The sequence below is a fragment of the Kitasatospora sp. NPDC001664 genome (assembly GCF_053596675.1).
This window is the reverse complement of sequence record NZ_JBSFGS010000015.1, coordinates 47,928-72,420: the sequence shown is the minus strand read 5'-3', so window position 1 is coordinate 72,420 and position 24,493 is coordinate 47,928. Positions and strand designations below refer to the sequence as shown.

The 24,493-nt window shown below is 74.5% G+C and carries 20 protein-coding genes; 9 read left to right on the top strand and 11 right to left on the bottom strand.

Translation table 11 applies throughout. From position 1 onward, the window contains the following. Window positions 1-141: 141 nt before the first annotated feature. From ACWCYY_RS22005 to ACWCYY_RS21995, 3 genes are all read left to right on the top strand, one after another. Window positions 142-549, top strand: coding sequence for a hypothetical protein (locus tag ACWCYY_RS22005; RefSeq protein WP_345286078.1), 408 nt, complete (start codon window positions 142-144; stop codon window positions 547-549). Further along, window positions 546-959, top strand: a complete 414-nt coding sequence (locus tag ACWCYY_RS22000) for a DUF2752 domain-containing protein (protein ID WP_380149330.1) — start codon at window positions 546-548, stop codon at window positions 957-959. Before ACWCYY_RS22005 ends, ACWCYY_RS22000 begins: the two co-directional genes overlap by 4 nt. A gap of 145 nt (window positions 960-1,104) precedes the next feature. After that, entirely contained in the window at window positions 1,105-1,749 is a 645-nt protein-coding gene (locus tag ACWCYY_RS21995) for an RDD family protein (protein ID WP_345286082.1), read from the top strand. 86 nt (window positions 1,750-1,835) lie between these two features. Here the strand turns inward: ACWCYY_RS21995 and purH are convergent, their stop codons facing one another. After that, on the bottom strand, window positions 1,836-3,416 hold the full coding sequence (purH, locus tag ACWCYY_RS21990) for a bifunctional phosphoribosylaminoimidazolecarboxamide formyltransferase/IMP cyclohydrolase (protein WP_345286084.1): 1,581 nt from the start codon (window positions 3,414-3,416) through the stop codon (window positions 1,836-1,838). Next, window positions 3,413-4,054, bottom strand: coding sequence for a phosphoribosylglycinamide formyltransferase (gene purN / locus ACWCYY_RS21985; protein ID WP_449797038.1), 642 nt, complete (start codon window positions 4,052-4,054; stop codon window positions 3,413-3,415). Before purN ends, purH begins: the two co-directional genes overlap by 4 nt. A gap of 349 nt (window positions 4,055-4,403) precedes the next feature. On the opposite strand from purN, the gene ACWCYY_RS21980 reads away from it, so the two are divergent. After that, window positions 4,404-5,060 carry a hypothetical protein gene (locus tag ACWCYY_RS21980; RefSeq protein WP_345286086.1) on the top strand — a complete coding sequence of 219 codons (657 nt, stop codon included), beginning with the start codon at window positions 4,404-4,406 and terminating at the stop codon, window positions 5,058-5,060. A 97-nt stretch (window positions 5,061-5,157) separates the two neighbouring features. Here the strand turns inward: ACWCYY_RS21980 and ACWCYY_RS21975 are convergent, their stop codons facing one another. Beyond that, window positions 5,158-6,465, bottom strand: a complete 1,308-nt coding sequence (locus tag ACWCYY_RS21975; protein WP_449796982.1) for a cell division protein PerM — start codon at window positions 6,463-6,465, stop codon at window positions 5,158-5,160. A gap of 129 nt (window positions 6,466-6,594) precedes the next feature. Between ACWCYY_RS21975 and ACWCYY_RS21970 the strand changes: the two genes are divergently transcribed. Next, on the top strand, window positions 6,595-8,160 hold the full coding sequence (locus ACWCYY_RS21970) for a LuxR C-terminal-related transcriptional regulator (protein ID WP_449796981.1): 1,566 nt from the start codon (window positions 6,595-6,597) through the stop codon (window positions 8,158-8,160). A 111-nt stretch (window positions 8,161-8,271) separates the two neighbouring features. Here ACWCYY_RS21970 and ACWCYY_RS21965 read toward each other — a convergent pair whose 3' ends face one another. Next, the gene (locus ACWCYY_RS21965; protein WP_449796980.1) at window positions 8,272-9,267 is read right to left on the bottom strand and encodes a helix-turn-helix transcriptional regulator; all 996 of its coding nucleotides are present in this window, start codon (window positions 9,265-9,267) and stop codon (window positions 8,272-8,274) included. Between the two features lie 156 nt (window positions 9,268-9,423). Here ACWCYY_RS21965 and ACWCYY_RS21960 point away from each other — a divergent pair, with 156 nt between their 5' ends. Then, window positions 9,424-9,801 carry a hypothetical protein gene (locus tag ACWCYY_RS21960; protein WP_449796979.1) on the top strand — a complete coding sequence of 126 codons (378 nt, stop codon included), beginning with the start codon at window positions 9,424-9,426 and terminating at the stop codon, window positions 9,799-9,801. 126 nt (window positions 9,802-9,927) lie between these two features. After that, entirely contained in the window at window positions 9,928-10,083 is a 156-nt protein-coding gene (locus ACWCYY_RS21955) for a hypothetical protein (RefSeq protein WP_449796978.1), read from the top strand. A 117-nt stretch (window positions 10,084-10,200) separates the two neighbouring features. Here ACWCYY_RS21955 and sucD read toward each other — a convergent pair whose 3' ends face one another. From sucD to ACWCYY_RS21930, 5 genes are all read right to left on the bottom strand, one after another. Beyond that, window positions 10,201-11,085 carry a succinate--CoA ligase subunit alpha gene (gene sucD, locus ACWCYY_RS21950; RefSeq protein ID WP_345286098.1) on the bottom strand — a complete coding sequence of 295 codons (885 nt, stop codon included), beginning with the start codon at window positions 11,083-11,085 and terminating at the stop codon, window positions 10,201-10,203. Window positions 11,086-11,101: 16 nt separating this feature from the next. After that, a complete protein-coding gene (gene sucC / locus ACWCYY_RS21945; protein ID WP_449796977.1) occupies window positions 11,102-12,274 on the bottom strand; it encodes an ADP-forming succinate--CoA ligase subunit beta in 1,173 nt (390 codons plus the stop codon). A 367-nt stretch (window positions 12,275-12,641) separates the two neighbouring features. Next, a complete protein-coding gene (locus ACWCYY_RS21940) occupies window positions 12,642-13,853 on the bottom strand; it encodes a VWA domain-containing protein (protein WP_449796976.1) in 1,212 nt (403 codons plus the stop codon). Next, the gene (locus ACWCYY_RS21935) at window positions 13,853-16,630 is read right to left on the bottom strand and encodes a DUF5682 family protein (protein WP_449796975.1); all 2,778 of its coding nucleotides are present in this window, start codon (window positions 16,628-16,630) and stop codon (window positions 13,853-13,855) included. Before ACWCYY_RS21935 ends, ACWCYY_RS21940 begins: the two co-directional genes overlap by 1 nt. A 50-nt stretch (window positions 16,631-16,680) precedes the next feature. Next, window positions 16,681-17,775 carry an ATP-binding protein gene (locus ACWCYY_RS21930; protein WP_449796974.1) on the bottom strand — a complete coding sequence of 365 codons (1,095 nt, stop codon included), beginning with the start codon at window positions 17,773-17,775 and terminating at the stop codon, window positions 16,681-16,683. Between the two features lie 239 nt (window positions 17,776-18,014). Between ACWCYY_RS21930 and ACWCYY_RS21925 the strand changes: the two genes are divergently transcribed. Then, the gene (locus ACWCYY_RS21925) at window positions 18,015-19,310 is read left to right on the top strand and encodes an SWIM zinc finger family protein (protein WP_449796973.1); all 1,296 of its coding nucleotides are present in this window, start codon (window positions 18,015-18,017) and stop codon (window positions 19,308-19,310) included. A 268-nt stretch (window positions 19,311-19,578) separates the two neighbouring features. After that, on the top strand, window positions 19,579-21,219 hold the full coding sequence (locus tag ACWCYY_RS21920; protein WP_449796972.1) for a DUF5691 domain-containing protein: 1,641 nt from the start codon (window positions 19,579-19,581) through the stop codon (window positions 21,217-21,219). A gap of 54 nt (window positions 21,220-21,273) precedes the next feature. On the opposite strand, the gene ACWCYY_RS21915 is transcribed toward ACWCYY_RS21920, so the two are convergent. Both ACWCYY_RS21915 and pcrA read right to left on the bottom strand, forming a co-directional pair. After that, on the bottom strand, window positions 21,274-21,681 hold the full coding sequence (locus tag ACWCYY_RS21915) for a cobalamin B12-binding domain-containing protein (protein WP_449796971.1): 408 nt from the start codon (window positions 21,679-21,681) through the stop codon (window positions 21,274-21,276). A 182-nt stretch (window positions 21,682-21,863) separates the two neighbouring features. Beyond that, complete coding sequence (pcrA, locus tag ACWCYY_RS21910) at window positions 21,864-24,467, bottom strand: DNA helicase PcrA (protein WP_345286115.1); 2,604 nt, start codon at window positions 24,465-24,467, stop codon at window positions 21,864-21,866. Between the last annotated feature and the right edge of the window lie 26 nt (window positions 24,468-24,493).

Sequence of the window (24,493 nt, the reverse complement as noted above, 5' to 3'; positions counted from 1 at the left end):
CCGGATCGGAGACGGTGCCCCGGCGCGTGCCACCCGGGTTGCGGTTGCGCCACATTTCGGAACGGACGGTGAGCACCGCTGGACACGGCGGGCACGCCCCAACCACGATGAGGGGACGTGACACACGGGGGGACCGCAGCAGTGAGCAATCCGTACCAGCAGCCGCCGCCTGATCCGTACGGCGGGTACGGGCAGCAGCCGCACCCGCACCAGGCGTACCCCGCCCCGGGGTACCCGCAGCAGCACCAGCAGCCCCAGCCCGGCTACCCGATGGGCCCGATGGCGCCGGTCGGCCCGGTGGCGGAGCCGAACGGCATGGCCAACGCCGCGCTGGCGCTGGGCTTCGCCTCCATCGTCATCTGCTTCTACGGCGCGCTGCTCGGCCCGGTCGGCCTGGGCCTGGGCATCGCCGGCCTCAACCGCTCCCAGCGCACCGGCATCGGCCGTACGCAGGCGATCGGCGGCATCGTCCTCTCCGCCCTCGGCCTGCTGATCGGCATCGCCGGACTGGTCTTCTACGAGACCGTGGCCGAGAACTACGTCCCGTGATCCAGCAGTTGACGACCCGCTGGGCGGGCACGGCGGGCACGCCGCGCGGTGGCGCGCTGCGGGTCGCGGTGCGCGCGGCCGGGGCGGCGGTGGCCGCGCTGACGGTCGCGCTGCTGCACGACGCGCACGACCCCGGCGTGCTCTGCCCGCTGCGCCGCTTCACCGGGATCCCCTGCCCGGGCTGCGGCTCCACCACGGTCTTCATCGAGGCGGGGCACGGCGACCTCGCCGCCGCCCTGCTGGCCAACCCGGTGACGGTGGTGGCCGGCCTCGGCCTGCTGCTGGCACCGCTCGGCCCGGGGCGCTGGTGGTGGGGGCTGTCGAACCGTCACCGGAATGTCCTGATCGGTACCGCTTTAACGGTGTCCTGGCTCTGGCAGTTGCACCGTTACGACTTCCTGCTGCCGTAATCGCAAGGCCTTCTGACGGAAAGTGACCTCCACCGTGTCACTCCGTTCCGCTAATCTCCCACCCGGTCGGCACGTCAACTGCCCGTCCGTCCCAGGGTTCTCCTGTTCCCGTCCCAACCTCACCATCCCGCCCACGGAGGCATTGATGAGCTACCCGCCCGACCCGAACAACCCGTACGGCCAGCAGCCCCCGCAGGGCTACGGCTACCCGCAGCAGGGCGCCCCGCAGGGCCAGCCCGGCTACGGCTACCCGCAGCAGCCCCCGGCCGGTCAGCCCGGCTACGGCTACCCGCAGCAGCCGCAGGCCGGCTACGGCCAGCCCGGCGGCGGCTACCCGAACGCGGGCAACGTGCAGAACTTCTACGCGGGCTGGGGCAGCCGCGTGGTCGCCCGCATCATCGACAGCCTCGTGATCGGCCTGATCCCCGGCATCATCCTGTTCGCGATCCAGCCGAAGACCGAGTACAACGCGGCCACCGGCACCTTCGAGACCAGCGGTGGCGGCGGCGCGTACTACGCCTTCAACTTCCTCTTCACCATACTCATCTGGGCCGTGCTGGCCTGGATGAAGAGCTCCATGGGGCAGTCGCTGGGCCAGAAGGCCGTCAACATCCGCATGGTCCGCGAGTCGGACGGCCAGAAGCTCAGCTTCGGCGCCGCCTTCGGCCGCGAGGCGCTGCACATCCTCGACTACGTCTGCTGCATCGGCTTCCTGTGGCCGCTGTGGGACGCGAAGAAGCAGACCTTCGCGGACAAGATCATCGGCACCGTGGTCGTCAAGGCCAACTGACGTCACGTCACGCAGCGGCCCCGCACACCTCACGGTGTGCGGGGCCGCTTCGCGTCACCGGCCAGGCCGGCCCGGCGAGCCGGGGCTCAGTGGAAGAAGTGCCGGGTCCCGGTCAGGTACATCGTCACGCCGGCCGCCTTCGCGGCCGCGATCACCTCGTCGTCGCGGACCGAACCGCCCGGCTGCACCACGGCCTTGACGCCGCCGTCCAGCAGCACCTGGAGGCCGTCCGGGAACGGGAAGAACGCGTCCGAGGCGGCGTACGAGCCCTGCGCCCGCTCGCCGGCCCGCTCGACCGCGAGCTTGGCCGAGTCGACCCGGTTGACCTGGCCCATGCCGACGCCGACCGAGGCGCCGCCCTTGGCCAGCAGGATCGCGTTGGACTTGACGGCCCGGCAGGCCCGCCAGGCGAAGGCCAGCTCGGCCAGCTCGCCCTCGGAGAGCGCCTCGCCGGTGGCCAGCGTCCAGGTCGACGGGTCGTCACCGGCCGCGTCCACCCGGTCGACCTGCTGCAGCAGGGCGCCGCCGGAGATCGGCCGGACCTCGACCGCGTTGGCCGGGGCCTCGGGAGCGCGCAGCACCCGGATGCTCTTCTTCCGGGCCAGCACCTCGACGGCGCCGTCCTCGTACGCCGGGGCGACGACGACCTCGGTGAAGATCTCGGCGATCTGCTCGGCCAGCTCGACGGTGACCGGACGGTTCACCGCGATCACGCCGCCGAAGGCGGAGAGCGGGTCACAGGCGTGCGCCTTGCGGTGCGCCTCGGCGACGTCCGCGCCGGTGCCGATGCCGCAGGGGTTGGCGTGCTTGATGATCGCGACGGCCGGCTCGGCGTGGTCGTACGCGGCCCGGCGGGCGGCGTCGGTGTCCACGTAGTTGTTGTACGACATCTCCTTGCCGTGCAGCTGCTCGGCGCCGGCCAGGCCGCCGGTGCCGTCGCTGTACAGCGCCGCCTGCTGGTGCGGGTTCTCGCCGTAGCGGAGCACGTTCTCGCGCTCGTACGTCGCGCCCAGGAAGGCCGGGAAGCTCTCGGTGTTCTCGGTGTAGCCCGAGCCCTCGAACCAGGAGGCCACCGCGACGTCGTAGGCGGCGGTGTGCGCGAACGCGGCACCGGCCAGGCGCTTGCGGGTCAGCAGGTCGAAGCCGCCGCCCTGAACCGCCGTCAGCACGTCCGCGTAGCGGGCCGGGTCGACCACCACGGCCACCGAGGGGTGGTTCTTGGCGGCCGCGCGGACCATCGACGGACCGCCGATGTCGATCTGCTCGACGCACTCGTCCGGGGTGGCGCCGGAGGCCACGGTGGCGGTGAACGGGTAGAGGTTCACCACGACCAGGTCGAAGGGCTCGATCTCCAGCTCGGCCAGCTGCGCACGGTGCGACTCCAGCCGCAGGTCGGCGAGCACGCCGGCGTGCACCCGGGGGTGCAGGGTCTTGACCCGGCCGTCCAGGCACTCCGGGAAGCCGGTCAGCTCGGAGACCTCGGTGACCGGCACGCCGGCCGCGGCGATCCGGCCCGCGGTGGAGCCGGTGGAGACGATGGTGACCCCGGCGGCGTGCAGGCCCTGGGCCAGCTCCTCCAGACCGGTCTTGTCGTACACGCTGATCAGCGCGCGGCGGATCGGGCGGACGTCCTCCGAGACGGGGGGCGTGGTGGAGCTGGCACTCATGCCGGAATCCATACCTTTCGGTCCTCGATGCGGTGACCCTCGCGGGCCAGGCGGCCCACGACGTCGACGAGCAGCTGGCGCTCGACAGTCTTGATGCGCTCGTGCAGTGCTTCCCCGCCGTCGGCGTGGTCGGTCTCCTCGACCTCGACCACACCCTGGGCGATGATCGGGCCGGTGTCCACGTCGCCGTCCACCAGGTGGACCGTGCAGCCGGTCACCTTCACGCCGTACGCGAGCGCGTCGGTGACGCCGTGCGCGCCCGGGAAGGCGGGCAGCAGCGCGGGGTGGGTGTTGACGATCCGTCCGGCGAAGGCGGCCACGAACTCCGGGCCGAGGATCTTCATGAACCCGGCGGTGACCACCAGGTCCGGCGCGTACGCGGCCACCGCCGCGGTCAGCGCCGTGTCCCAGGCGGCCCGGTCCGGGTGGTCCTTGATCCGCTGCACGAAGGACGGGACGCCCGCCTTCTCGGCGCGCTCCAGACCCGCGATGCCGTCCCGGTCCGCTCCGACGGCGACGATCTCCGCGCCGTAGGCGGGGGTCACGGCGTCGATCAGCGCCTGGAGGTTGGTGCCCGAACCGGAGACCAGCACCACGAGGCGGGCGGGGCCCGGGGTACGCGGCGGGAAGGTCTGCACGGCGTCGGTCGGGGTGGACTGGGCGGAAGCAGCGGCCACTGCGCGAATCTCCGTCGGTCGGGTGCCCGCTGGTACGTCCACCGTCGGTGGGGCCACTACGGGCGGCGCCTGATCGGGCCGGGAACCTTGCCCGGACCTCGACCGTCACCACGATAACGGCTGGTCGGAGGGCCCTCGTAACCGCCCGGCAACGCTACGCGCGTAGTTGAGACGGGGATCTCGCGGCACGCGGATCGGCCACACCCGTGTGACTCCCGCACACCCCTGCGGGATCATTGACCCGGCCCTCCCGGGTCCGCCCCCGTCCCACCCCCGGCCCGACCACCACGACGAAGGATTTGGCTGACAGATGAGCAGCGGAGACGACACCGGCGAGCGCAACCCGTTCGCGCCGCCGCCGGCGAATGCCCCCGACCGGCCCTGGCAGCCGCGCACCCCGCCGCCCGGCTCCTCCACCCCGCCCGACGGCTCCGGCTCCTCCGGTCCGGGTGAGGGCGGGGACGACCGCGGCCTGGTCCCGCCGCCGCACCCGTGGAGCCCCGGCCACCGGGGCAACGGCTGGGGCACCCCGCCGCCGGCTCCGCCGCAGCCGAAGTTCGACCCCAACGACCCGATCCAGCGCCGCTCCCGGCACGCGCTGATGGCCGGCATGGGCGGCCTCTTCTGCGTGGTGCTCGGCATCCCCTACGTCGCCCTGCTGCTCGGGGCGCTGGCCGCCTACTGGGGCATCAGCACCCTGCGGACCAAGCAGCGCGCCAACCCCGACGCCACGGCCACCCCTTCGGCCGCCGGCCCGCAGCCCGTCCGCCCGCAGACCCCCGCCGCGGTCGGCGGCCTCGTCACGGGCGGCGTCACGGTCCTGTTCGTGCTGGCCTCGCTGGGCGTCACGCTCTACTACCAGGACTACGTGAACTGCGTCAGCAGCGCCCTGACCTCCCAGGCCGTGGACAGCTGCGACGACCTCGCCCCGAGCATCGTCGTCAACCTCTACAACCCGGGGCGGTAGACGCGGCGCGGCCGCTGCGGGTCAGCGGGGAGGCGGGTCCGGCACGGCGGTAGATCCGGCACCGCGGCGGGTCCGGCACGGCCGCCGCGGGTCGTGGTCAGTCGTCGGAGCTGCGGGAGCCGAGCTCGGAGAGGCGGACGAGCGCCGCGTGGGTGGCGCGGCGGGCCCGGGAGAGGTGACGGGTGGTCAGGGCGGGCCAGACCCGGACGAGGAGGGCGCCGGGGACGGTGACGGCGGCCAGCCAGGCGAGGGTGGCGACGGCCGACTGCCAGGGGACGGGGCCGAGGCGGGCCATCCGGTCGGCGGCCAGCGCACCGCCCGCGGCCCAGGCGGCCAGTCCTGCGGAGGCTCCGGCCAGCAGCGAACTGCCCAGCGCGGCCAGGGCGGTGGCCACCGGGTGCCACTCCCCCCGCAGCGCCGCCCGGCCGAGCAGGGCCGCCGGGACCAGCCCGGCCAGCAGCGGCAGGACGCAGACCGCCGGCCACCACCCCGCCGCCCCGCTCTCCGGCAGCAGCGCGAACAGCGGGAAGTCCGGCACCTCGCCGACCCGGGCCCCGAGCGGCGCGACCACCGTCCCCGTTCCGACCGCGAAACCGGGCCCGAGTGCGTAGCCCGCCGCCCAGAGCACGGCGTTGGGCACCAGCAGCGCGCAGGCCAGCGCCAATCCGCCGACCGTCGCAGGCCCGCCGCCGAAGTCCGCCGCCGACCGTCCCGCCGCCCCCAGCCCGAGCAGCACCGTCCCGCCGAACACCGCCGCGCCCGCCCCGACCAGGCCGAGCACGCCCGCCCCGGCGGCCCGCAGCACGGCGGGCCCACCGCCCGTGGGCCTGGCCATGGCCGGCACCCGGTCCGTCCACCGCTCCGGAAGCACGAGGCGGGCGGGCAGCCGCAGCCGGCCGTCCACCGAGCCGACCCCGACCCCGAGCGAGACGGCCACCAGGAGCGCGACCGCCGCCAGATCGGGAAGCGGGCGGGCCCGCAGCTCCCCCTCCCCCGAGCAGTGGGCCACCGCGGCCAGGGCCACCGTCAGGTACCCGGCGCACACGGCCAACGGCGCGCGCCAGTGCAGGCGCTCGCGCCGCCCCAGGCGCTGCCCCGTACGGACCAGCAGCACGGCCGTGACCACGGTGGGCAGCAGCGGGGTGAGGGTCAGCGGAACGCCCGCCGGACCGCGGGCGAGCGGTGCCCCGTGTCCGAGCAGCCAGAGCGCGCCCGCCACCCGCCCGGCCCCGGCGGCGGTGTCGTCCGCGTACGGGGTGACCACCCAGAGGGCCAGCACCGGCACGGCCACCAGGGCCAGGGTGAGCAGCGCGGTGCGGACTCCGGCCAGCAGGTCGGCGAGAAAGGGGCGGACTCCCAGTTCGCCCGGCAGGCCCAGGATCGGACGGCCCATCAGCTGCGTCATGGGCCTCATGCTCCCAAGATCACCCGTTGTGCCCCGTGAAGAGGCAAAGCTCCGCCGTGTCCCGGATTATCACTTCATGTGCCCAGTCCCGGCTCGACGCCAGCCCGACCGCCCGCCCCGGGGGGCGCGGTGACCTCCCCGGCACCCGCCCGTCCGCAGGCCGACCCGGACCGGCTGCTCCGCCTGCTGACGCCGCGTGAGGCCCAGGCCCTCGCCCTGCTGGCCTCCGGCCGGGACACCAGGACCATCGCGGAGGCCCTCGGCGTCTCCACCGGCACGGCGCGCACCCACCTGCACCGGGCGATGCGCAAGCTCGGCGTGCACACCCGGGCGGAGGCCGTCGCCGTCGCCGCCCGGCTCGCCCCGGCTCCCGCCGCCGCCGCCGCTGACGCCGACGGTGGCGGTGGCGGTGCCGGCGGTGACGCCGCTGCCGAGCCGGAGACCGGGACCGGGCGGGCGCCGGAGCCCACCCCGACACCCGTGCCCGTCGCAGGCGGCCTGCCGGGCGCCGTGACGGAGCCGCGCCCGGAGGGGTTCGAGCAGTTCTGCGCGCTCACCCACGTCCGCCTGGTGCAGCAGACCTTCCTGCTCACCGCCTGCCGCCACCGCGCCCTGCACGCGGTGCACCTGGCCCTCTCGGCGGCCGGCCGGCGCTGGCGGGAGGTGGGGGCGCTGCCGGATCCGGAGGCCTGGGCCCGCGCGTACGCCTTCGAGGCCGCTCAGGCGCCGTGGCACCGCGGCGGCCCGCGCCGAGCCCACCCGCGGCGGCTGCCGAGGCGCCGGATCCGGGTGCACCCGCTGCCGGACGCGGCGGCTCCGGAGCCGGACGGCCTCACCCCGCGCGACCGCGACCTGCTCAAGGCGCTCGGCCGGCTGACCCGCCCTCAACTGCGGGCCCTGGTCCTCCACGACGCGCTCGGACTGAGCGCCGAACAGGTGGCGGCCGAGGTCGAGTCGAGTACCGCGGCGGCGGCCGGGCGGGTGCTCAGCGCGCGGGCGGCGATGGCCGCCTCGGTACCGGCCCTGGTGGGGCCGGACCCGACGGCGGAGGGCTTCGGCGACCACCTGGGCGAGCTGCTGCACCGGGCCGCGGTCCACGGCTGCCCTGCGGCCAAGGCCCCCTCCCCCGGACTGCTCCGGGCACGGGGCCGGCTGCGGTCCGGGCTGCTGACGGCCGCCGCCGGAGTCGTCACGCTGGGCATGACGGCGACGATGGTGGCCACCCTGGCGGGCAACGGTCCGTCAGCCCTCTTCCGGGAGCCCGCACTCGCGCCCCCGTCGGTCTGCTCCACCGCCGACAGCGGCAGCGCGGGGCCCGTCCGGTCGGACGTCACGGTCTGGCCGGGCCTGCTCAGCCACTGGTGCGGCCCGACCCCGGGCAGCTCACTGCCGCTGGGGCCGGCGCCCGAACCGGCTCCGGCCGCAGCTGGGGGTGCCACGCCAGGTGCCGCTGCGGGTGCCGCTACGGCCGAGGGCCTCGGACCGCTGGCCGAGGCGGTGCTGCCCCCGGCTCCTGCTCCGTCGGCGGCTCAGGCTCCGTCGGCGGCGGCATCGGCCGTACCGCTGGTGCCGCCGGTCCCGGTACCGGTCCCCGCCGTGCCCTGCCCGCCGCTGCGGCTCTGCCCGGCTGCCGGGCCCGGCGGGTCCACCGGGCCCGGCCACGCCCCGCTCCGCTTCGAGCTGCCACCCGCCTGACGGCGGGTCACCGGCGGTGGCCGGAACCGGCCCGCGCCGAACCGGGCCGGTCGGCCCGGGCTGGGCTGGGCTCGGCCGGGCACGCATGGCCGGGCAGTCAGGGCCCGGCGGTCAGGGCCGGCTGGGCAGCCAGCCGTGCTGGACGGCCTTGACCCCGGCCTCGAAACGGCTGCGGGCGCCCAGGCGCTCCATCAGATCGGTGGCGGTCCGCCGGGCGGTCCGCTGCGAGACGCCGAGCCGCTTGCCGATCGCCTCGTCGGTGAAGCCCTCGGCCAGCAGCCGGATCGCGGTGGCCTCCTGCGGGGTGAGCCCGTGGACGTCCGGGGTGCTGGAGGTGCCGAGCGGCTGGGCGCTGGACCAGACGTTCTCGAACAGCGCGCAGAGCGCGGTCACCGTCCCGTGCCCGGTGAGCACCACGGCGGCGGCGGCGCTGTCCTCGCCGTTCACCGGGATCACCACGGTGGTCCGGTCGGTGATGATCATCCGGGTCGGCAGCGAGGGTGCCAGCCGGACCTGGCCGCCGCGCGCGGAGATCCACTCGACGTGCTCCACGGTCGGCTGGTTGTTGCGGCAGCTCTCCAGGTAGACGGTGCGCATCCGGACGCCCCGGTCCAGCAGGTCCTGGTTGAGCGGCCGGGACGCCTCCATGCTCTCCCGTGTGTGCGCACCGTCCGGGGCGAAGGTCATCACCTCGTCCTTGACCTCCCGGGTGAGGGAGGAGAGCCTGCCCCGGATGGCGTCCAGCCCGACCAACTGCTCCACGCCCGGGTGCGCGGTGGTCGGCCGCATGTCCGAGTACTCGGCGATCAGCTGGGCGGCGGCTGCCCGGGAGGCCTCGATCCGCAGCTGCTGGGCGGCCAGCTCGGCCTGCTGGCGGGTCATCAGGATCTCCATCCCGACGTCCGGCGAGACCGCGCGCAGTGCCCCGCTCTGTTCGTAGGACGGCCGCACCAGGGCGAGCTCACTGAGCACGTCCAGCGCTGCCCGCACGTCCGCCTCGGCCAGGCCGGTGACCGCCGCCAGACCGGCCACGCCCTCCTGCGGGTGCATCAGCATGGCTCGGTAGACCGCTTCCGAGCGCGTGTCCAACCCGAGAGTCGTGAGCATTTCCCCCACCCAAATCACTCTTCTTACAAAGTGTTCGAAGGATCATTACACGAGACTCCGTCAAGTGACGACCGGGTTTGGACGCTTCGGGCCACGGCCCAGACCGTCCAGCTTTCACCCCTGTTCAGCCGATTCAGGCATTGGCACAGTCGGCTCATGTACCTCATCCACGTCGAACTCCGGCAATCCGCGCAGGGCGCCCAACTCCCCACGGAGACGGCCGAACTGATCCGCGCGACCGCCCGGCCCGAGGACTGCCTGGAGCACGTCGTGGTGCACGGCCGGGTGGTGCCGCACCCCGTGGTCGGGCTCTTCCTCATCGCCGATGACCTGCACCAGGCCGAGCGGCGGGCCGCCGCGCTGATGGACCGCGCGGTGCACCTCCACCCCGCGCTGCTGGGCTGGGGGACGGGCCGCGCGGCCGCCCCGCTGATCGCACCGGCCGTGGAGCTCGGACTGGCCGGTTACGGCCTCGGTGGACGGAACGGTCCAAGGACCTTTCCGTCCACCGGAGATCCCTTCCATCGGCCCTGACCTGCGACGAGAGTAGTGATCGCCGGAAGGGACACCCCACCGGCCGGCCCGGAGGCCGGAAGCGTCACCGCGGGACGCAGGACTCCGGAGCCACTCCACACCCCACTTCTCTCCGAAGGACTCGCCATGCTGCGCACCCACATCGCCAAGGCCGCCGCGGTCGTCGCCCTCGCCCTCGCCGCCGCCGTCCCCGCCCTGGCCGCCCAGAGCGCCCCGGCCGCTGCGGCCACCGCCTCCGGCACCGTCCCGGTCGTCGTCCAGTACGACATGACCTGGCAGTAGGTCGGTGCCCCCGCGGACCGCTGCACCTGCAGGGCAGCCGTCCCGCCACGAACGCCGAAGGACCCGCGCCGGGGGGCGCGGGTCCTTCGGTGTTGCCGTACTGCCGTGCGGTGAGCCTTACTTGGCGATCAGCTCACGGGCCAGGCGGGCGGTCTCGGACGGCGTCTTGCCGACCTTGACACCGGCGGCCTCGAGGGCCTCCTTCTTCGCCTGGGCGGTGCCGGAGGAGCCGGAGACGATGGCGCCGGCGTGGCCCATGGTCTTGCCCTCGGGGGCGGTGAAGCCCGCGACGTAGCCGACGACCGGCTTGGTGACGTACTCGGCGATGAAGGCCGCGGCACGCTCCTCGGCGTCCCCGCCGATCTCACCGATCATCACGATCAGCTCGGTGTCCGGGTCGTCCTGGAACGCCTTGAGCGCGTCGATGTGGGTGGTGCCGATGACCGGGTCGCCACCGATGCCGACGGCCGAGGTGAAGCCGATGTCCCGCAGCTCGTACATGAGCTGGTAGGTCAGGGTGCCCGACTTCGAGACCAGGCCGATCTTGCCGGCCTGGGTGATGTCGGCCGGGATGATGCCCGCGTTGGACTGCCCGGGGGAGATCAGGCCGGGGCAGTTCGGGCCGATGATCCGGGTCTTGTTGCCCTTGGAACCGGCGTAGGCCCAGAACGCGGCGGTGTCGTGCACCGGAACGCCCTCGGTGATGACGACCGCGAGGCCGATCTCGGCGTCGATCGCCTCGACCACGGCGTCCTTGGTGAACTTCGGCGGAACGAAGATCACGGTGACGTCGGCGCCGGTGGCCGCGATGGCGTCCGCGACGGAGCCGAAGACGGGCACCTCGGTGCCGTCGACGTCAACGGTGGTGCCGGCCTTGCGCGGGTTCACGCCACCGACGATCTGGGTGCCCGAGGCGAGCATCCGACGGGTGTGCTTCATGCCCTCGGAGCCGGTCATGCCCTGGACGATGACCTTGCTGTCCTTGGTGAGGAAGATAGCCATGATTCAGTCCCCTTCCTTACTTGTTGGCCAGCTCGGCGGCGCGGTCGGCCGCACCGTCCATGGTGTCCACCTGCTGCACCAGCGGGTGGTTGGCGTCGGTCAGGATCTTGCGACCCAGCTCGGCGTTGTTGCCGTCGAGGCGGACGACCAGCGGCTTGGTGACCGCCTCGCCCTTCTCCTCGAGCAGGGCCAGCGCCTGCACGATGCCGTTGGCGACCGCGTCGCACGCGGTGATGCCGCCGAAGACGTTGACGAAGACCGACTTGACGTCGGCGTCGCCCAGGATGATCTCCAGGCCGTTCGCCATCACCTCGGCGGAGGCGCCGCCACCGATGTCGAGGAAGTTGGCGGGCTTGACGCCACCGTGGTTCTCACCGGCGTAGGCGACCACGTCGAGGGTGCTCATGACGAGGCCCGCGCCGTTGCCGATGATGCCGACCTGGCCGTCGAGCTTGACGTAGTTCAGGCCCTTGGCCTTGGCGGCAGCCTCGAGGGGGTTGGCCGCGGCCTTGTCCTCGAGCTCCTCGTGGTGCGGCTGACGGAACTCGGCGTTCTCGTCCAGCGAGACCTTGCCGTCGAGCGCGATGATCTTGCCGTCACCGGACTTGATCAGCGGGTTGACCTCGACGAGGAGGGCGTCCTCGGCGATGAAGACCTTCCAGAGCTTCACCAGCACGTCGGCGACCTGGTCGGCGATCTCGGCCGGGAACTTGGCGGCCGCGACGATCTCGGCGGCCTTCTCCGGGGTGCAGCCCTCGTTGGCGTCGACGGCGATCTTGGCGAGCGCGTCGGGGTTCTCCTCGGCGACGACCTCGATCTCCACGCCGCCCTCGACGCTGGCCATGGCCAGGAAGGTGCGGTTGGTGCGGTCCAGCAGGAAGGAGACGTAGTACTCCTCCTTGATGTCCGCCGTCTGAGCCAGCATCACCTTGTTGACGGTGTGGCCCTTGATGTCCATACCGAGGATCGCCTCGGCCTTGGCGACGGCGTCGGCCGGGTCGGAGGCGAGCTTCACGCCACCGGCCTTGCCTCGGCCACCCACCTTCACCTGAGCCTTGACGACGGCGCGGCCGCCGAAGCGCTCCGCGATGGCGGCAGCGTCTGCGGCGGTCTCGATGACATCGCCGTCAAGCACGGGCACACCGTGCTTGGCGAAGAGGTCCCTCGCCTGGTACTCGAACAGGTCCACGTGTTTGTCCTTGTTCGTGGTCGCGGATTGTGTCTCTACGAGCGTGCCACGGCAGGATCTTCGCTGCGGGTCGTCGAGGCTGGGCGGGTACGCAGAGACAGCCTTGCGGCCCACACAGCCACGGGCGCACACGTCAATCAACACGCGCGTCACGTCCGCATGGCAGGTTATCCCCGTCCGACCGGCGTGTTTCGCCCGGGGCCCGCTCCGCTTTGGTGAGAACCGTCACAACCGGCCGCCCCGGGCGCGCCGCCCGCGCAGCTCACCGGTGGTCGGGGCGCGCCGTGAGCACCGATCCGTCACCGCTCGTCCGGGTGAATCGTTCGGACACTCCGTCAGTTGCCCCTTCCCTCCGCAGGGCCGTCCGTCAGGTCTGCGGGACCGGCAGCGGCCGGCGCTCGACGGCCGCCGCCATGATCTCGGGGAAGGCGTCCGGCGTGCAGGCGAAGGCCGGACAGCCGAGCGCGGCCAGCGCGGCGGCGTGCGCGTGGTCGTACGCGGGCGCCCCCTCGTCGGAGAGCGCGAGCAGCGCGACGAACTGCACCCCGGCCGCCTTCATCGCGGCCACCCGCTTGAGCATCTCGTCCCTGATGCCGCCCTCGTAGAGGTCGCTGATCAGCACCACCACCGTGTCGGTGGGGCGGGTGATCCGGGACTGGCAGTACGCCAGCGCCCGGTTGATGTCGGTGCCGCCGCCGAGCTGGGTGGCGAACAGGACGTCCACCGGATCGGTGAGCTGCTCGGTGAGGTCCACCACCGAGGTGTCGAAGACCACCAGCCGGGTGGCGAGCGTCTTCATCGAGGAGAGCACCGCGCCGAAGACCGCCGAGTGGACCACGGACGGGGCCATCGAGCCGGACTGGTCCACGCAGAGGATCACCTCCTTCTTCACCGAGCGCTGCGCCCTGGCGTAGCCGACCAGCCGCTCCGGCACCACGGTGCCGTGCTCGGGGAGGTAGTTGGCGAGGTTGGCCCGGATGGTGCGGCCCCAGTCGATGTCCCGGTGGCGCGGACGGGCGACCCGGGCGCTGCGGTCGAGCGCACCGCCGAGGGTGGCCCGGGTCCGGTCGGCGAGCCTGCGCTCCAAGTCCGCCACCACCCGGGCGACCACGGCCCGGGCCGTCTCCCGGGTGGTCTCCGGCAGGGCGTGCTTGAGGGAGAGCAGGGTGGAGACCAGGTGCACGTCCGGCTCCACGGCCTCCAGCATCTCCGGCTCCAGCAGCAGCCGTTCGAGCCCCAGCCGGGTGATCGCGTCCTGCTGCATCACCTGGACCACGGAGGTCGGGAAGTACTCCCGGATGTCACCCAGCCAGCGGGCCACCTGCGGGGCCGAGCCGCCGAGGCCGGCCGAACGGGGGCCCGTGGTGCGGGGGCGGGTGCCGCCCTCGTCCGCTCCCCGGTAGAGCGCGGCGAGCGCGCCGTCCATCGCCGCGTCCCGGCCGGCCAGGGTGCGGCCGGTGCCGTCGGCCTCGCCGCCGAGCACCAGCCGCCAGCGGCGCAGTCGCTCCTGGCGGGCCTGCTCCGTCTGCTGCGGCAACTGCTCCGGCGCCTGCTGTCCGGTGGGCCGAGTGGTCGTCATCAGGCGCTCCTGCGGTCGGTCTGACGGGGGATCCGGGGGTGGGGCGCCGCGTCCGCGGTGCCGACGGCCGCGCCGGCGGAGCCGGTGCCGCTGCTGGTGCCGGAGGTCGCCGTGCCGGCCGACGCCCCGGGCCCGGCCTCGGCCCCGGCGGGCTGCGCCAGGCCGAGGAGGAGGCGGAGCACGGGCAGCGCCGCCTCGGCCCGCTCACCGTCCAGCTCCTCGACGACCGGCGTACCGGCCGGGCCGGCCAGGCCGGCCGCGGCACCGAGCCGGCCTGCCGCGACCTGCTCGCCGACCGTGCGGCGGACCCCGGCCTCCAGGGCGGCGAAGGTCCGGCGCAGCAGCGGCAGCACATCGGTGAACACCTCGTCCGGAACGGTGCTCAGCCAGCCGTCCAGCAGGGCCAGCAGCTCCGGGTCGTGCAGCAGCAGGACGCCGCTGCCGGCCAGGAACCCCTCCACCCAACCGGCGGTGTCCGCCGGTGGGTTGGCGTGCGAGAGCACCAGGCCGAGCTGCTGCCCGGCCTCCGCCGAGTCGATCCGGCCGCCGTCCAGCAACAGCCGCACCGCACGCCCTCGCAGCAGGCCGGGCACCGCGCCCGCCGCACCCGGCCGGGCGGTGCCACCCACGCCCGCCGGCGCCCCGGGCTGACGGCGGGCCAGCGACCGCAGCGCACCGGCCCACCGGTCGGCCAGCGATCCGCCCGGCGCGACCGGTACGCCCCCGGAGGCGTCCTCCCCGGCGCCCGCGCCGCCCGCACCGGCCGCACCGGCCGGGCGACCGCCCGGGACCGCGTCAACGGCCTCACCCGCCCCGCCTGCCGCGTCCGCCGTGAGCAGCGCGACGGCCGCGTGGACGCCCTCGACGTGGCCACGCAGCACCGCCGCCTGCTCCGCGTCGAGCCCCACGCAGGCCGGGGGCAGGCCGACGCAGATCCGGTCGGCCAGGCCGTGCGCCACCGCGGCCAGCGCGGAGCCGTCGGTGCCCCGGACGTCGCCGTAGCGCAGGGCTCGGACCAACGCGGGCAGTGCCTCGGCGAGTTGGGCCACGTCGGTGTCGAGCGCCGCCCGGTCCGCCAACGCCCGCATCACCGGCGGCAGGGCGGCCGGCAGCCCGGCCAGCAGGCAGTCCTCGACCAGCCGGGTGAGCTGCGGCAGGCCGTCGGCCCCCGCCGCCAGCTCGACCGCCCGGCCGGTGGCGGCCGCCTCCACGGTGGTGCCCCACTGGGCCGCCACCGCGATGTCCACCGCGAACTCCGGCTGCCAGTGCAGCCGCCAGCTCTCCCGGAAGGTGCCAGTGGCGCGGACGGCGTCCTGCGTCCGGTGCCCCCAGCGGATCCCGATCAACCGCAGCCGGTGCAGCAGCAGGGAGCGGGCCGCGTCGATCTCCTTCCGCAGGTCGAGGGCGAGCTCGCGCGGCTCGGGCTCCGGCTTCAGCCGCAGGCTGCGCTGCAGGCGGGCGAGGTCCCGCTGGAGCGGCACCGTCGGTGCGCCGTCCGGGACTTCACCGAGCGCGTCGCCGATCACCAGCCGCTCGCGGACCAGCTCCAGCGCGACCTCGGAGCCGTCGCACAGCACGGAGAGGATCGCGTCCAGCGTCTCCGGCAGCCCGGGCTGCGGACGGCCGCGCAGCACGGCGAGCGTCTCGGCCAGCCGGACGGCCTCGATCACGTGCGCGGAGGAGACCGGGTGGTCCTCGGCCCGGAGCAGCTCGGCCGCCCTGGTCGTCCAGAGCGCCAACGCCCGAGAACCGGCGGCGGTCGCCCCGCCGCCGACCGCCGCACCGTCGGCCGGGGCGGGCCCTCCTGACGGGGCGTCGGCTCCGGCGGTGAAGAGGTGGTGGTACCAGCCGGGCGAGTCGATCCCGGCACCGTAGCCGGTGTGCTGGGAGAGCCTGCGGTGCGTCCACGGCACCCAGGTGACCTCCGTCCTGACCTTCTTCGGCAGGGTGGCCAGCAGGGCCCGGTCGTGCGCGACCGTCGGCAGGGTGGCCAGCGCCGGGACGTGCCAGGCGCCGCAGACCACGACGATGCGCCCGTGCCCGGCCCGCTTGGCGGCCCGGAGCGCCTGCCGCATGTACGCCTCGCGCAGCTCGTCCCGGCGCCCGGCCGGGTAGCGCTCGCGCAGCGCCGTCATCGCCTCGGCGACGGCCTGGAACGGGGCCAGCGGATCCGCTCCGGGGCCGCTGCCGGGGAGGCGGTGCTCGATCACGTCCTCCCACCAGGCCTCCGGGTCGGCGTGCCCGGCCGCCGCCGCGAGGGCCCCGATCGGATCGAAGCCCGACGCGTCGTCAGACTCCGTCCCCGCGCCCGCGGACGGCGCGGAAGTGCCCCCCGGCACTCCCGGGCCGTCCGGGGCGTCGACGGTCTCCACGGCGGACGGCCCGTGCTCGGTTCCCGCAGCGTCGGCCGCGGGGCCGGGAGCGGCTTCGGGAGCCGGATCGGGGGCGGGCGCCAGCCCGTACCCGGCCGGCAGGTCGATGAAGGAGACCGGGACGCCGCGCCCGGTCGCGTACCGGATCGCCACCCACTCCGGGGAGAAGGACGCGAACGGCCAGAACGCCGCCCGTGACGGGTCGTCAGCCGCGTGCGCGAGCAGCGCGACCGGCGGCACCATGCCCTCCTCGGCCGCCAGCCCGACCACGGCGTCGGCCTCCGGCGGGCCCTCGATCAGCACCACGTCCGGCCGCAGCCGCTCCAGGGCGGCCCCCACCGCCCGGGCCGAGCCCGGCCCGTGGTGGCGGACGCCGAGCAGGGTGACCTCCGCTGCCGCGCTCATTCCGTACTCCCCTCGTTCGCTTCCCGCCCGTTCCGCCGACCCGCCCCCGCTCAGTGCGCGTTCTCCCGGGCTGCGCGGTAGAAGTCCTTCCAGCCGTCCCGCTCGCGCAGCACGCCCTCCAGGTACTCCTGCCAGACCACCGTGTCGGCGCCCGGATCGCGCAGCACCGCCCCGGCCACGCCCGGCACCACGTCCCCCGCGCGCAGCGCGCCGTCCCCGAAGTGGGTGGCCAGCGCCAGGCCGTTGGTCACCACCGAGATGGCCTCGGCGGTGGAGAGGGTGCCGCTGGGGGTCTTCACCTTCGTCCGGCCGTCGGCGGTGACGCCGGCCCGCAGCTCGCGGAAGACCGTCACCACCCGGCGGATCTCGGCCGCCCCGTCCGGGAGTTGCGGCAGGTCGAGCGAGCGGCCGAGCTGGGCGACCCGACGGCTGACGATCTCGACCTCCTCCTCCAGCGAGCCGGGCAGCGGGAGCACCACGGTGTTGAACCGGCGGCGCAGGGCGCTGGACAGCTCGTTCACCCCCCGGTCGCGGTCGTTGGCGGTGGCGATCAGGTTGAAGCCGCGGACCGCCTGCTGCTCGGCGCCCAACTCCGGTATGGGCAGGGTCTTCTCGGAGAGGATGGTGATCAGGCTGTCCTGCACGTCGGCCGGGATGCGGGTGAGCTCCTCGACCCGGGCGATCTGCCCGTACGCCATCGCCCGCATCACCGGCGAGGGCACCAGCGCGTCCCGGCTGGGCCCGTGGGCGAGCAGCTGCGCGTAGTTCCACCCGTACCGGACGGCCTCCTCGGGGGTGCCGGCGGTGCCCTGCACCAGCAGGGTGGAGTCCCCGCTGATCGCGGCGGCCAGGTGCTCGGAGACCCAGGTCTTGGCGGTGCCGGGGACGCCCAGCAGCAGCAGCGCCCGGTCGGTGGCCAGCGTGGTGACCGCGACCTCGACGGTGCGGCGCGGGCCGACGTACTTGGGGGTGATCACGGTGCCGTCGGGCAGCGTGCCGCCGAGCAGGTAGGTGGCCACCGCCCAGGGCGAGAGCCGCCAGCGCTCGGGGCGCGGCCGGTCGTCCTGGGCGGCGAGCGCGGCCAGCTCGGCGGCGAAGGCGTCCTCGGCGTGCGCGCGGAGCACCTCAGCGGTCTGAGCAGTCATCAAAAGCTCCTCTGGATCGGCCTCAGGGCAGAGCTGTGGCAAGGGAGTGGAGGGGACGTGCTGGGTGCAGAGGCGTCTTCACATGGGCAGCTACCAGCGCGGGCGGACGGCGGGCGGACCTCGGCCCGTCGCCCTGCGAGGACAACGATGCACCCTCGGACTGACAGTCGGGGCAGTCGAACTGACAGATCACCAGTTCGAGTGAACGGCTGTCAGTGCCCCGTCCTAGCGTCGTCCCCATGGATCGATGGACCACCGAACACGTCCTCTCCCTCGCCCCCGACCAGCCCTCCCGCAAGGCCGCCGGCAAGCTCGGCACCCCCGCCCCGTGGTCCGGCACCGGCCTCGGGCGCGGCGCGGTCTGGGGCCAGTGCAGGGGCAGCGGCTCCACGCCCTACCGCACCGTGGTCGAGCTCGGCACGCCCGCCTACAAGTGCAGCTGCCCGAGCCGCAAGTTCCCCTGCAAGCACGCCCTCGGCCTGCTGCTGCTCTGGAGCGGCAGCCCGGAGGCGGTCACCGAGGCCGAGCCGCCGGACTGGGCGGGCGAGTGGCTCGACGGGCGCGAGCAGGCCGCCGCGCGCCGCGCCGCACCGCCCGCCGCCCCCGCCGATCCGGCCGCCGCCGCCCGCCGCGCGGCCCGCCGGGCCGGGCGGATCTCGGCCGGGGCCGCCGAGCTCAGGCTCCGGCTGGCCGACCGCGTCCGGCACGGCCTGGCCGAGGAGCGGCCCGGCGGCTGGGAGGAGGTGGCGGCCCGGATGGTCGACGCCCAGGCCCCCCGGCTGGCCACCCAGGTACGGGAGTTGGCGTACGCGCCGACGGCCGACCGGCTCTCCGAGTACGCCCTGCTGCACCTGCTGGCGGGCGCCGTCGGCCGCACCGAGGAGCTGCCGGAGCCGCTGGCCGCCACCGTCCGCGCCCGGGTCGGCGTCCCGGTGGACACCGCCGAGCTGCTCGCCGGGCCGACGGTCCGGGACCGCTGGCTGGTGCTCGGCAGCCGCGACACCGCCGACGACCGGCTCACCACCCGCCGCACCTGGCTGCGCGGCGCCAAGACCGGCCGCCACGCCCTGCTGCTCTCCTTCGGCGCCCCCGGCCGCTCCCCCGAGCTCGCCCTCCCCACCGGCCACCTGCTGGAGGCCGAGCTCGCCTACCACCCCGGCGTCCGCCCGCTCCGGGCCGTGCTCGGCACCCGGCACGGCGCACCCGAGCCGGAGCTCCCGGCACCCGCCGGCACCGGCCCGGGCGAGGCCGTCGCCGCGTACGGCCGGGCCGTCGCCGACGACCCCTGGGTGGCCTCCTGGCCGGCCGTGCTGGCCGAAGTGGTGCCGGTGCTCGGCCCCGAGGGCTGGCGGCTGACGGACGGTCACCACAGCGTCCCCGTCCGGCCCGGCAGCTGCCCCGAGCCCGCGCTCTGGCGCCTCGCCGCCCTCTCCGCCGGGCACCCGCTCACCGTCTTCGGCGAGTACGGCCACCGCGGCTTCGCCCCCGTCACCGCCTGGTCCCCGGACGGAGTCCCGACGGGGCTCACGCAGTGAGGGGGCGGCCAGCGGCCGGAACGGCAGCGAGGGCCGGCAGGGCAGCGCCTCAGGGGCGCGAGGAACTGCGCGCGGACGGCAACACCTGCAACTGGCTCGCCTGCCCCGACCTCACACTGGTCCGCCTTCCGAACTCGCGCCCCCGCGGCGGAGCCGCACGTCAGCAGAGCCCCGGGCCCCCGGAGTAACCACGTACGTCCCTCGCGTGCGCGACCGCGTACGTCCCACGGACCGGCATGACCGACTTCCCGAACCGACGGAGGGTCAGATGACCACCGACCTCTGGCAGGAGCTGACCACCACCGCCCTGCTCGGCACCGACCGCCGCCCGCTCCCCGCCGGCCCCGACCCCCTGCCCGTGGACCGGAGCGACCCGGCCACCGCGCTGCTCGACCTGGCCGCCGTGGCCACCGTCCGCCGCCGGGCCGGAGCCCTGGCCGATCCGGCCGTCCCGGTGCCCGCGCCCGCCGCGCCCGACCCGCGCCCCGAGCCCTCGCCGTCCGCCGCCCGCCGGCTGGCCGTCCTGCTCAGCGGCCACGGGCCGCACGGCGGCGGCCACGGCACGGCCAACCTCGGCGAGCTGCTGCCGCAGTGGCTCACCGCCGCCCGCGGGCACGGCTACCGCGCCCCGGCCGCCGCCGTCCCCGCCCTGCTGGACGCGGCCCGTGCCCGCAGCGAGCTGCGCCCGGACGTGGTCGCGCTGACCGGCCCGCTGGGCCGCTGGCTGGCGGAGCGGAACCAGGAGTGGAAGTACGTCGGCCGCACCGTCACCGAGGAGCTCGCCCCCGAGCCGGACGAGCGGCTCTGGCAGGAGGGCCTGTTCGCCGAGCGGGTCGGGCTGATCTCCCGGCTGCGCGGCCGCGACCCGGCCGCCGCGCTCACCCTGCTCGAATCCACCTGGGCCACCGAGCGCGCCGAGGACCGGCTGCTCTTCCTGGACGCCCTGCACGAGGGCCTCTCACTCGCCGACGAGGCCTTCCTGGAGGCCGCCCTGGCCGACCGGAGCAAGAACGTCCGGGCCACCGCCGCCGAACTGCTCTCCACCCTGCCGGGCTCGGCCCTGGCCACCCGGATGGCCGGGCGCGCCCGCGCCGCCGTCCGCCCCGAGCTCACCGCCGGGGCCGACGCCCACCGGCTGGCCGTCCGGCCGCCCGTCGAGTGCGACGCCGGGATGCAGCGCGACGGCATAGCGCCCAAGTCACCCACCGGGCGCGGGCAGCGGGCCTGGTGGTTCGGCGAGGTGCTGGCGGCCGCACCGCTCGCGCTCTGGACCGACGACACCGGCCTGACGCCGGATCAGCTGCTCCTGCTGCCGGTCACCGAGGAGGAGGCGGACGACTGGCGGGAGGACCTCCACGAGGCCTGGGCCCGGGCCGCGGTCCGCCAGCAGGACGCCGACTGGGCGCGCGCCCTGCTCGGCCCGCCGCCGCGCCCCGCCACCACCCTGGCCCGCCGCACCGGCCGCGACCGCGCGAAGCCCCGCCCGGCCGGCCAGAACGGCCGAGCCACCAGCGCCACCAGGGCCGCGCAGGCGACCGGCGTGCCCTCCCGCCTGCTCGGCGTGCTGCCCGAGGAGGAGCGGGCCGCCTGGACGGCGGCGTTCATCGAGACCCACGGCCTGGGCGAGGCCTTCCAACTGCTCGGCGCCTGCGCCACCCCGTGGACCCCGCCGCTGAGCACCGCCGTGGTCGCCGCCCTGGAGCGGGCCGCCGCCTCCGGCTCGTACCCGTGGAGCCACAGCGGTGTGCTGGGCATGACCGAGCGGGCCCTCTCCCCCACCACCGCCCCGGCCGTGGCCGCCCTGGCCGGCGCCGCCACGCCGAACTCGGCCTGGGCCGACACCCTCACCCGGCTCGCCGAGACGCTCCGCTTCCGCGCCGCCATGCTCGACGAGCTCACCACCCCCTGAGCACGGCGAAGGGCCCCGGAGGCAAGCCCCCGGGGCCCTCACGGTCCGTCAGGCTCAGCCCGCAGCGCGCAGGTTCGCCTCGACCCAGGCCACCACGTCACGGGTGGGAGTGCCCGGAGTGAAGATGTCGGCCACGCCCATCCGCTTGAGCTCGACGATGTCCTCGTCCGGGATGATCCCGCCGCAGAACACCTTGATGTCGGCCGCGTCGCGCTCCTTGAGGAGCTCGATCACCCGGGCACAGAGCGTCATGTGGGCGCCGGAGAGGATCGACAGCCCGATCCCGTCCGCGTCCTCCTGGATCGCGGTGTCCACCACCTGCTCGGGCGTCTGGTGCAGCCCGGTGTAGATGACCTCCATGCCGGCGTCGCGCAGCGCCCGGGCGATGACCTTCGCGCCCCGGTCGTGCCCGTCGAGACCGGGCTTGGCGACCACCACGCGGATCGGCCCTGACACACCCATCACTGCCTCCGGTTAACCACCGATAACTGAACCTGAGGGGAGGGTACGCCACCCGCCCCGGTTGGCGGAGGCCCCTCCCCAAGGGAGGGGAAAATCACAGCCCCGGGGTGGGTCCGACCGACCCTAACGACCTACCCGGCCGACCGGACCCCTATCCGCCCCCTAGGAGGCGGAGGCGGCCCCTAGAGCTTCTCGACCGGGGCGTAGCGCAGCAGCAGCTGCTTGCGCCCGGCGCCGCCGAAGTCCACCGTCGCCTGCGCCTTGTCGCCGACCCCGGAGGTGGCCACCACGGTGCCCAGCCCGAAGGAGTCGTGCGTCACCCGGTCCCCGACCGCCAGCGCCACGACCTCCTTCTCGGTCACCCGCCGGGCCGACTGCCCCCAGCCCGCCTTCGGTGAACTCGCCGCCGCCCCACCGGACTTGCGCCCGCCGAAGCCGCCCGAGCCACCGGAGGAGGAGAAGCCGCGCGAGGCCGGCACCGCCGAGGCGCCCGTCCGCTTCCACTCCACCAGCGTCTCCGGGATCTCCTCCAGGAAGCGCGAGGCCGGGTTGTACGAGGGCTGGCCCCAGGCGCTGCGCAGCACCGAGCGGGTCAGGTAGAGCCGCTGCCGGGCCCGGGTCAGGCCGACGTAGGCCAGCCGCCGCTCCTCCTCCAGCTCCTTGACCTGGTTGAGCGCCCGCATGTGCGGGAAGATCCCGTCCTCCATGCCGGTCAGGAAGACCACCGGGAACTCCAGGCCCTTGGCGGTGTGCAGGGTCATCATCGTGATGACGCCCGCGCCGTCCTCCTCGTCGGGGATCTGGTCGGAGTCGGCGACCAGCGCGACCCGCTCCAGGAAGTCCGCCAGCGAGCCCACCGGCGGGGCGCCCTCGTCGTCGTTCTCCGGCCGCTCGCCCGGGTCCTGCTCGTACTCGAGCGCCACCGAGGCGAGCTCCTGGAGGTTCTCCACCCGGGTCTCGTCCTGCGGGTCGGTGGAGGCCTGCAGCTCGGCCAGGTAGCCGGTCTCCTCCAGCACCGCCTCCAGCACCGCCGCCGGGCCGGCGCCCGACTCGACCACCTGGCGCAGCCCGGCCAGCAGGTCGTTGAACTTCTTCACCGCGTTGGCCGAGCGCGCGGCCATGCCGTACGCCTCGTCCACCCGCACCAGCGCCTGGGCGAAGGAGATCCGCTCGCGCTGGGCCAGCGCGTCGATCATCGCCTCGGCCCGCTCGCCGATGCCGCGCTTGGGCACGTTGAGGATCCGGCGCAGCGGCACGGTGTCCTCGGGGTTGGAGAGCACCCGCAGGTACGCCAGCACGTCCCGGACCTCGCGGCGCTCGTAGAAGCGCACCCCGCCGACCACCTTGTACGGCAGGCCGACCCGGATGAACACCTCCTCGAAGACGCGGGACTGGGCGTTGGTCCGGTAGAAGATCGCCACGTCGCCGGGGCGGGCATCGCCCGCGTCGGTCAGCCGGTCGATCTCGTCGGCGATGAACTGGGCCTCGCCGTGCTCGTCGTCGGCGACGTAGCCGACCACCTTCTCGCCGTCGTCCCCGGCGGTCCAGAGGTTCTTCTTGCGGCGGTTGGTGTTCCGCTCGATGACCGCGTTGGCCGCGGTCAGGATGGTCTGGGTGGAGCGGTAGTTCTGCTCCAGCAGGATGGTGGTGGCGTTCGGGTAGTCCTCCTCGAACTGGAGGATGTTGCGGATGGTCGCGCCGCGGAAGGCGTAGATCGACTGGTCCGCGTCACCCACCACGCAGAGCTCGGCCGGCGGCACCTCGGCGAGGCGGCCCTCCGCCGGGTTCACGTAGTCGCCGTCCACCGTCCGCTTCGGCGCGGCCGAGACCGAACCGCCGCTCAGCTCCCGCACCAGCATGTACTGGGCGTGGTTGGTGTCCTGGTACTCGTCGACCAGGATGTGCCGGAACCGCCGCCGGTAGTGCTCGGCCACGTCGGGGAAGGCCTGGAGCAGGTTCACCGTGGTCATGATGATGTCGTCGAAGTCCAGCGCGTTGGCCTCGCGCAGGCGCCGCTGGTAGAGGAAGTACGCCTCGGCGAGCTTCTTCTCCATCGGGTTGGCGGCCTGGTCGGCGTAGGTCTCCTCGTCGATCAGCTCGTTCTTGAGGTTGCTGATCTTCGCGGTGAAGGACTTCGGCGGGAACTGCTTCGGGTCCAGGTCCAAGTCCCGGCAGACCAGTGCCATCAGCCGCTGCGAGTCGGCCGAGTCGTAGATCGAGAAGCTGGAGGTGAAGCCGAGCAGCTTGCTCTCCCGGCGCAGGATCCGCACGCAGGCGCTGTGGAAGGTCGACACCCACATCGCCTTGGCCCGCGGCCCGACCAGCGCCTCGACCCGCTCGCGCATCTCGCCGGCGGCCTTGTTGGTGAAGGTGATCGCCAGGATCTCGCCGGGCTGCACGCCGCGGGCTCCCAGCAGGTAAGCGATCCGGTGCGTCAGCACCCGGGTCTTGCCCGACCCCGCGCCGGCCACGATCAGCAGCGGGGAGCCGGCGTGCACCACCGCGTCCCGCTGCGGGTCGTTCATCCCCTCCAGCAGCTGGGCCGGGTCGACCACCGTCCGGGCCGCGCCGTTGCGGTACCAGGCGTCCCGCTCGGCCTCGGCCTCGTGGTCGGTCTCGAACAGCCCGGCCGGGATCGCCTCCTCGTACGGCGGCTCCTCCCCGTACCCCGGGGGCTCCTCCCCGTACTCGCCGGCCGGCGGCTCGTCGTCGGAGGACTGCTGCGACCCGGCGGCGGACGGAAGCTCGAAACCGGGGAGCGGAAGGTCGTCAAAGAGGCTACTCATGGCCCTCCGAGTCTATGACCACCCGC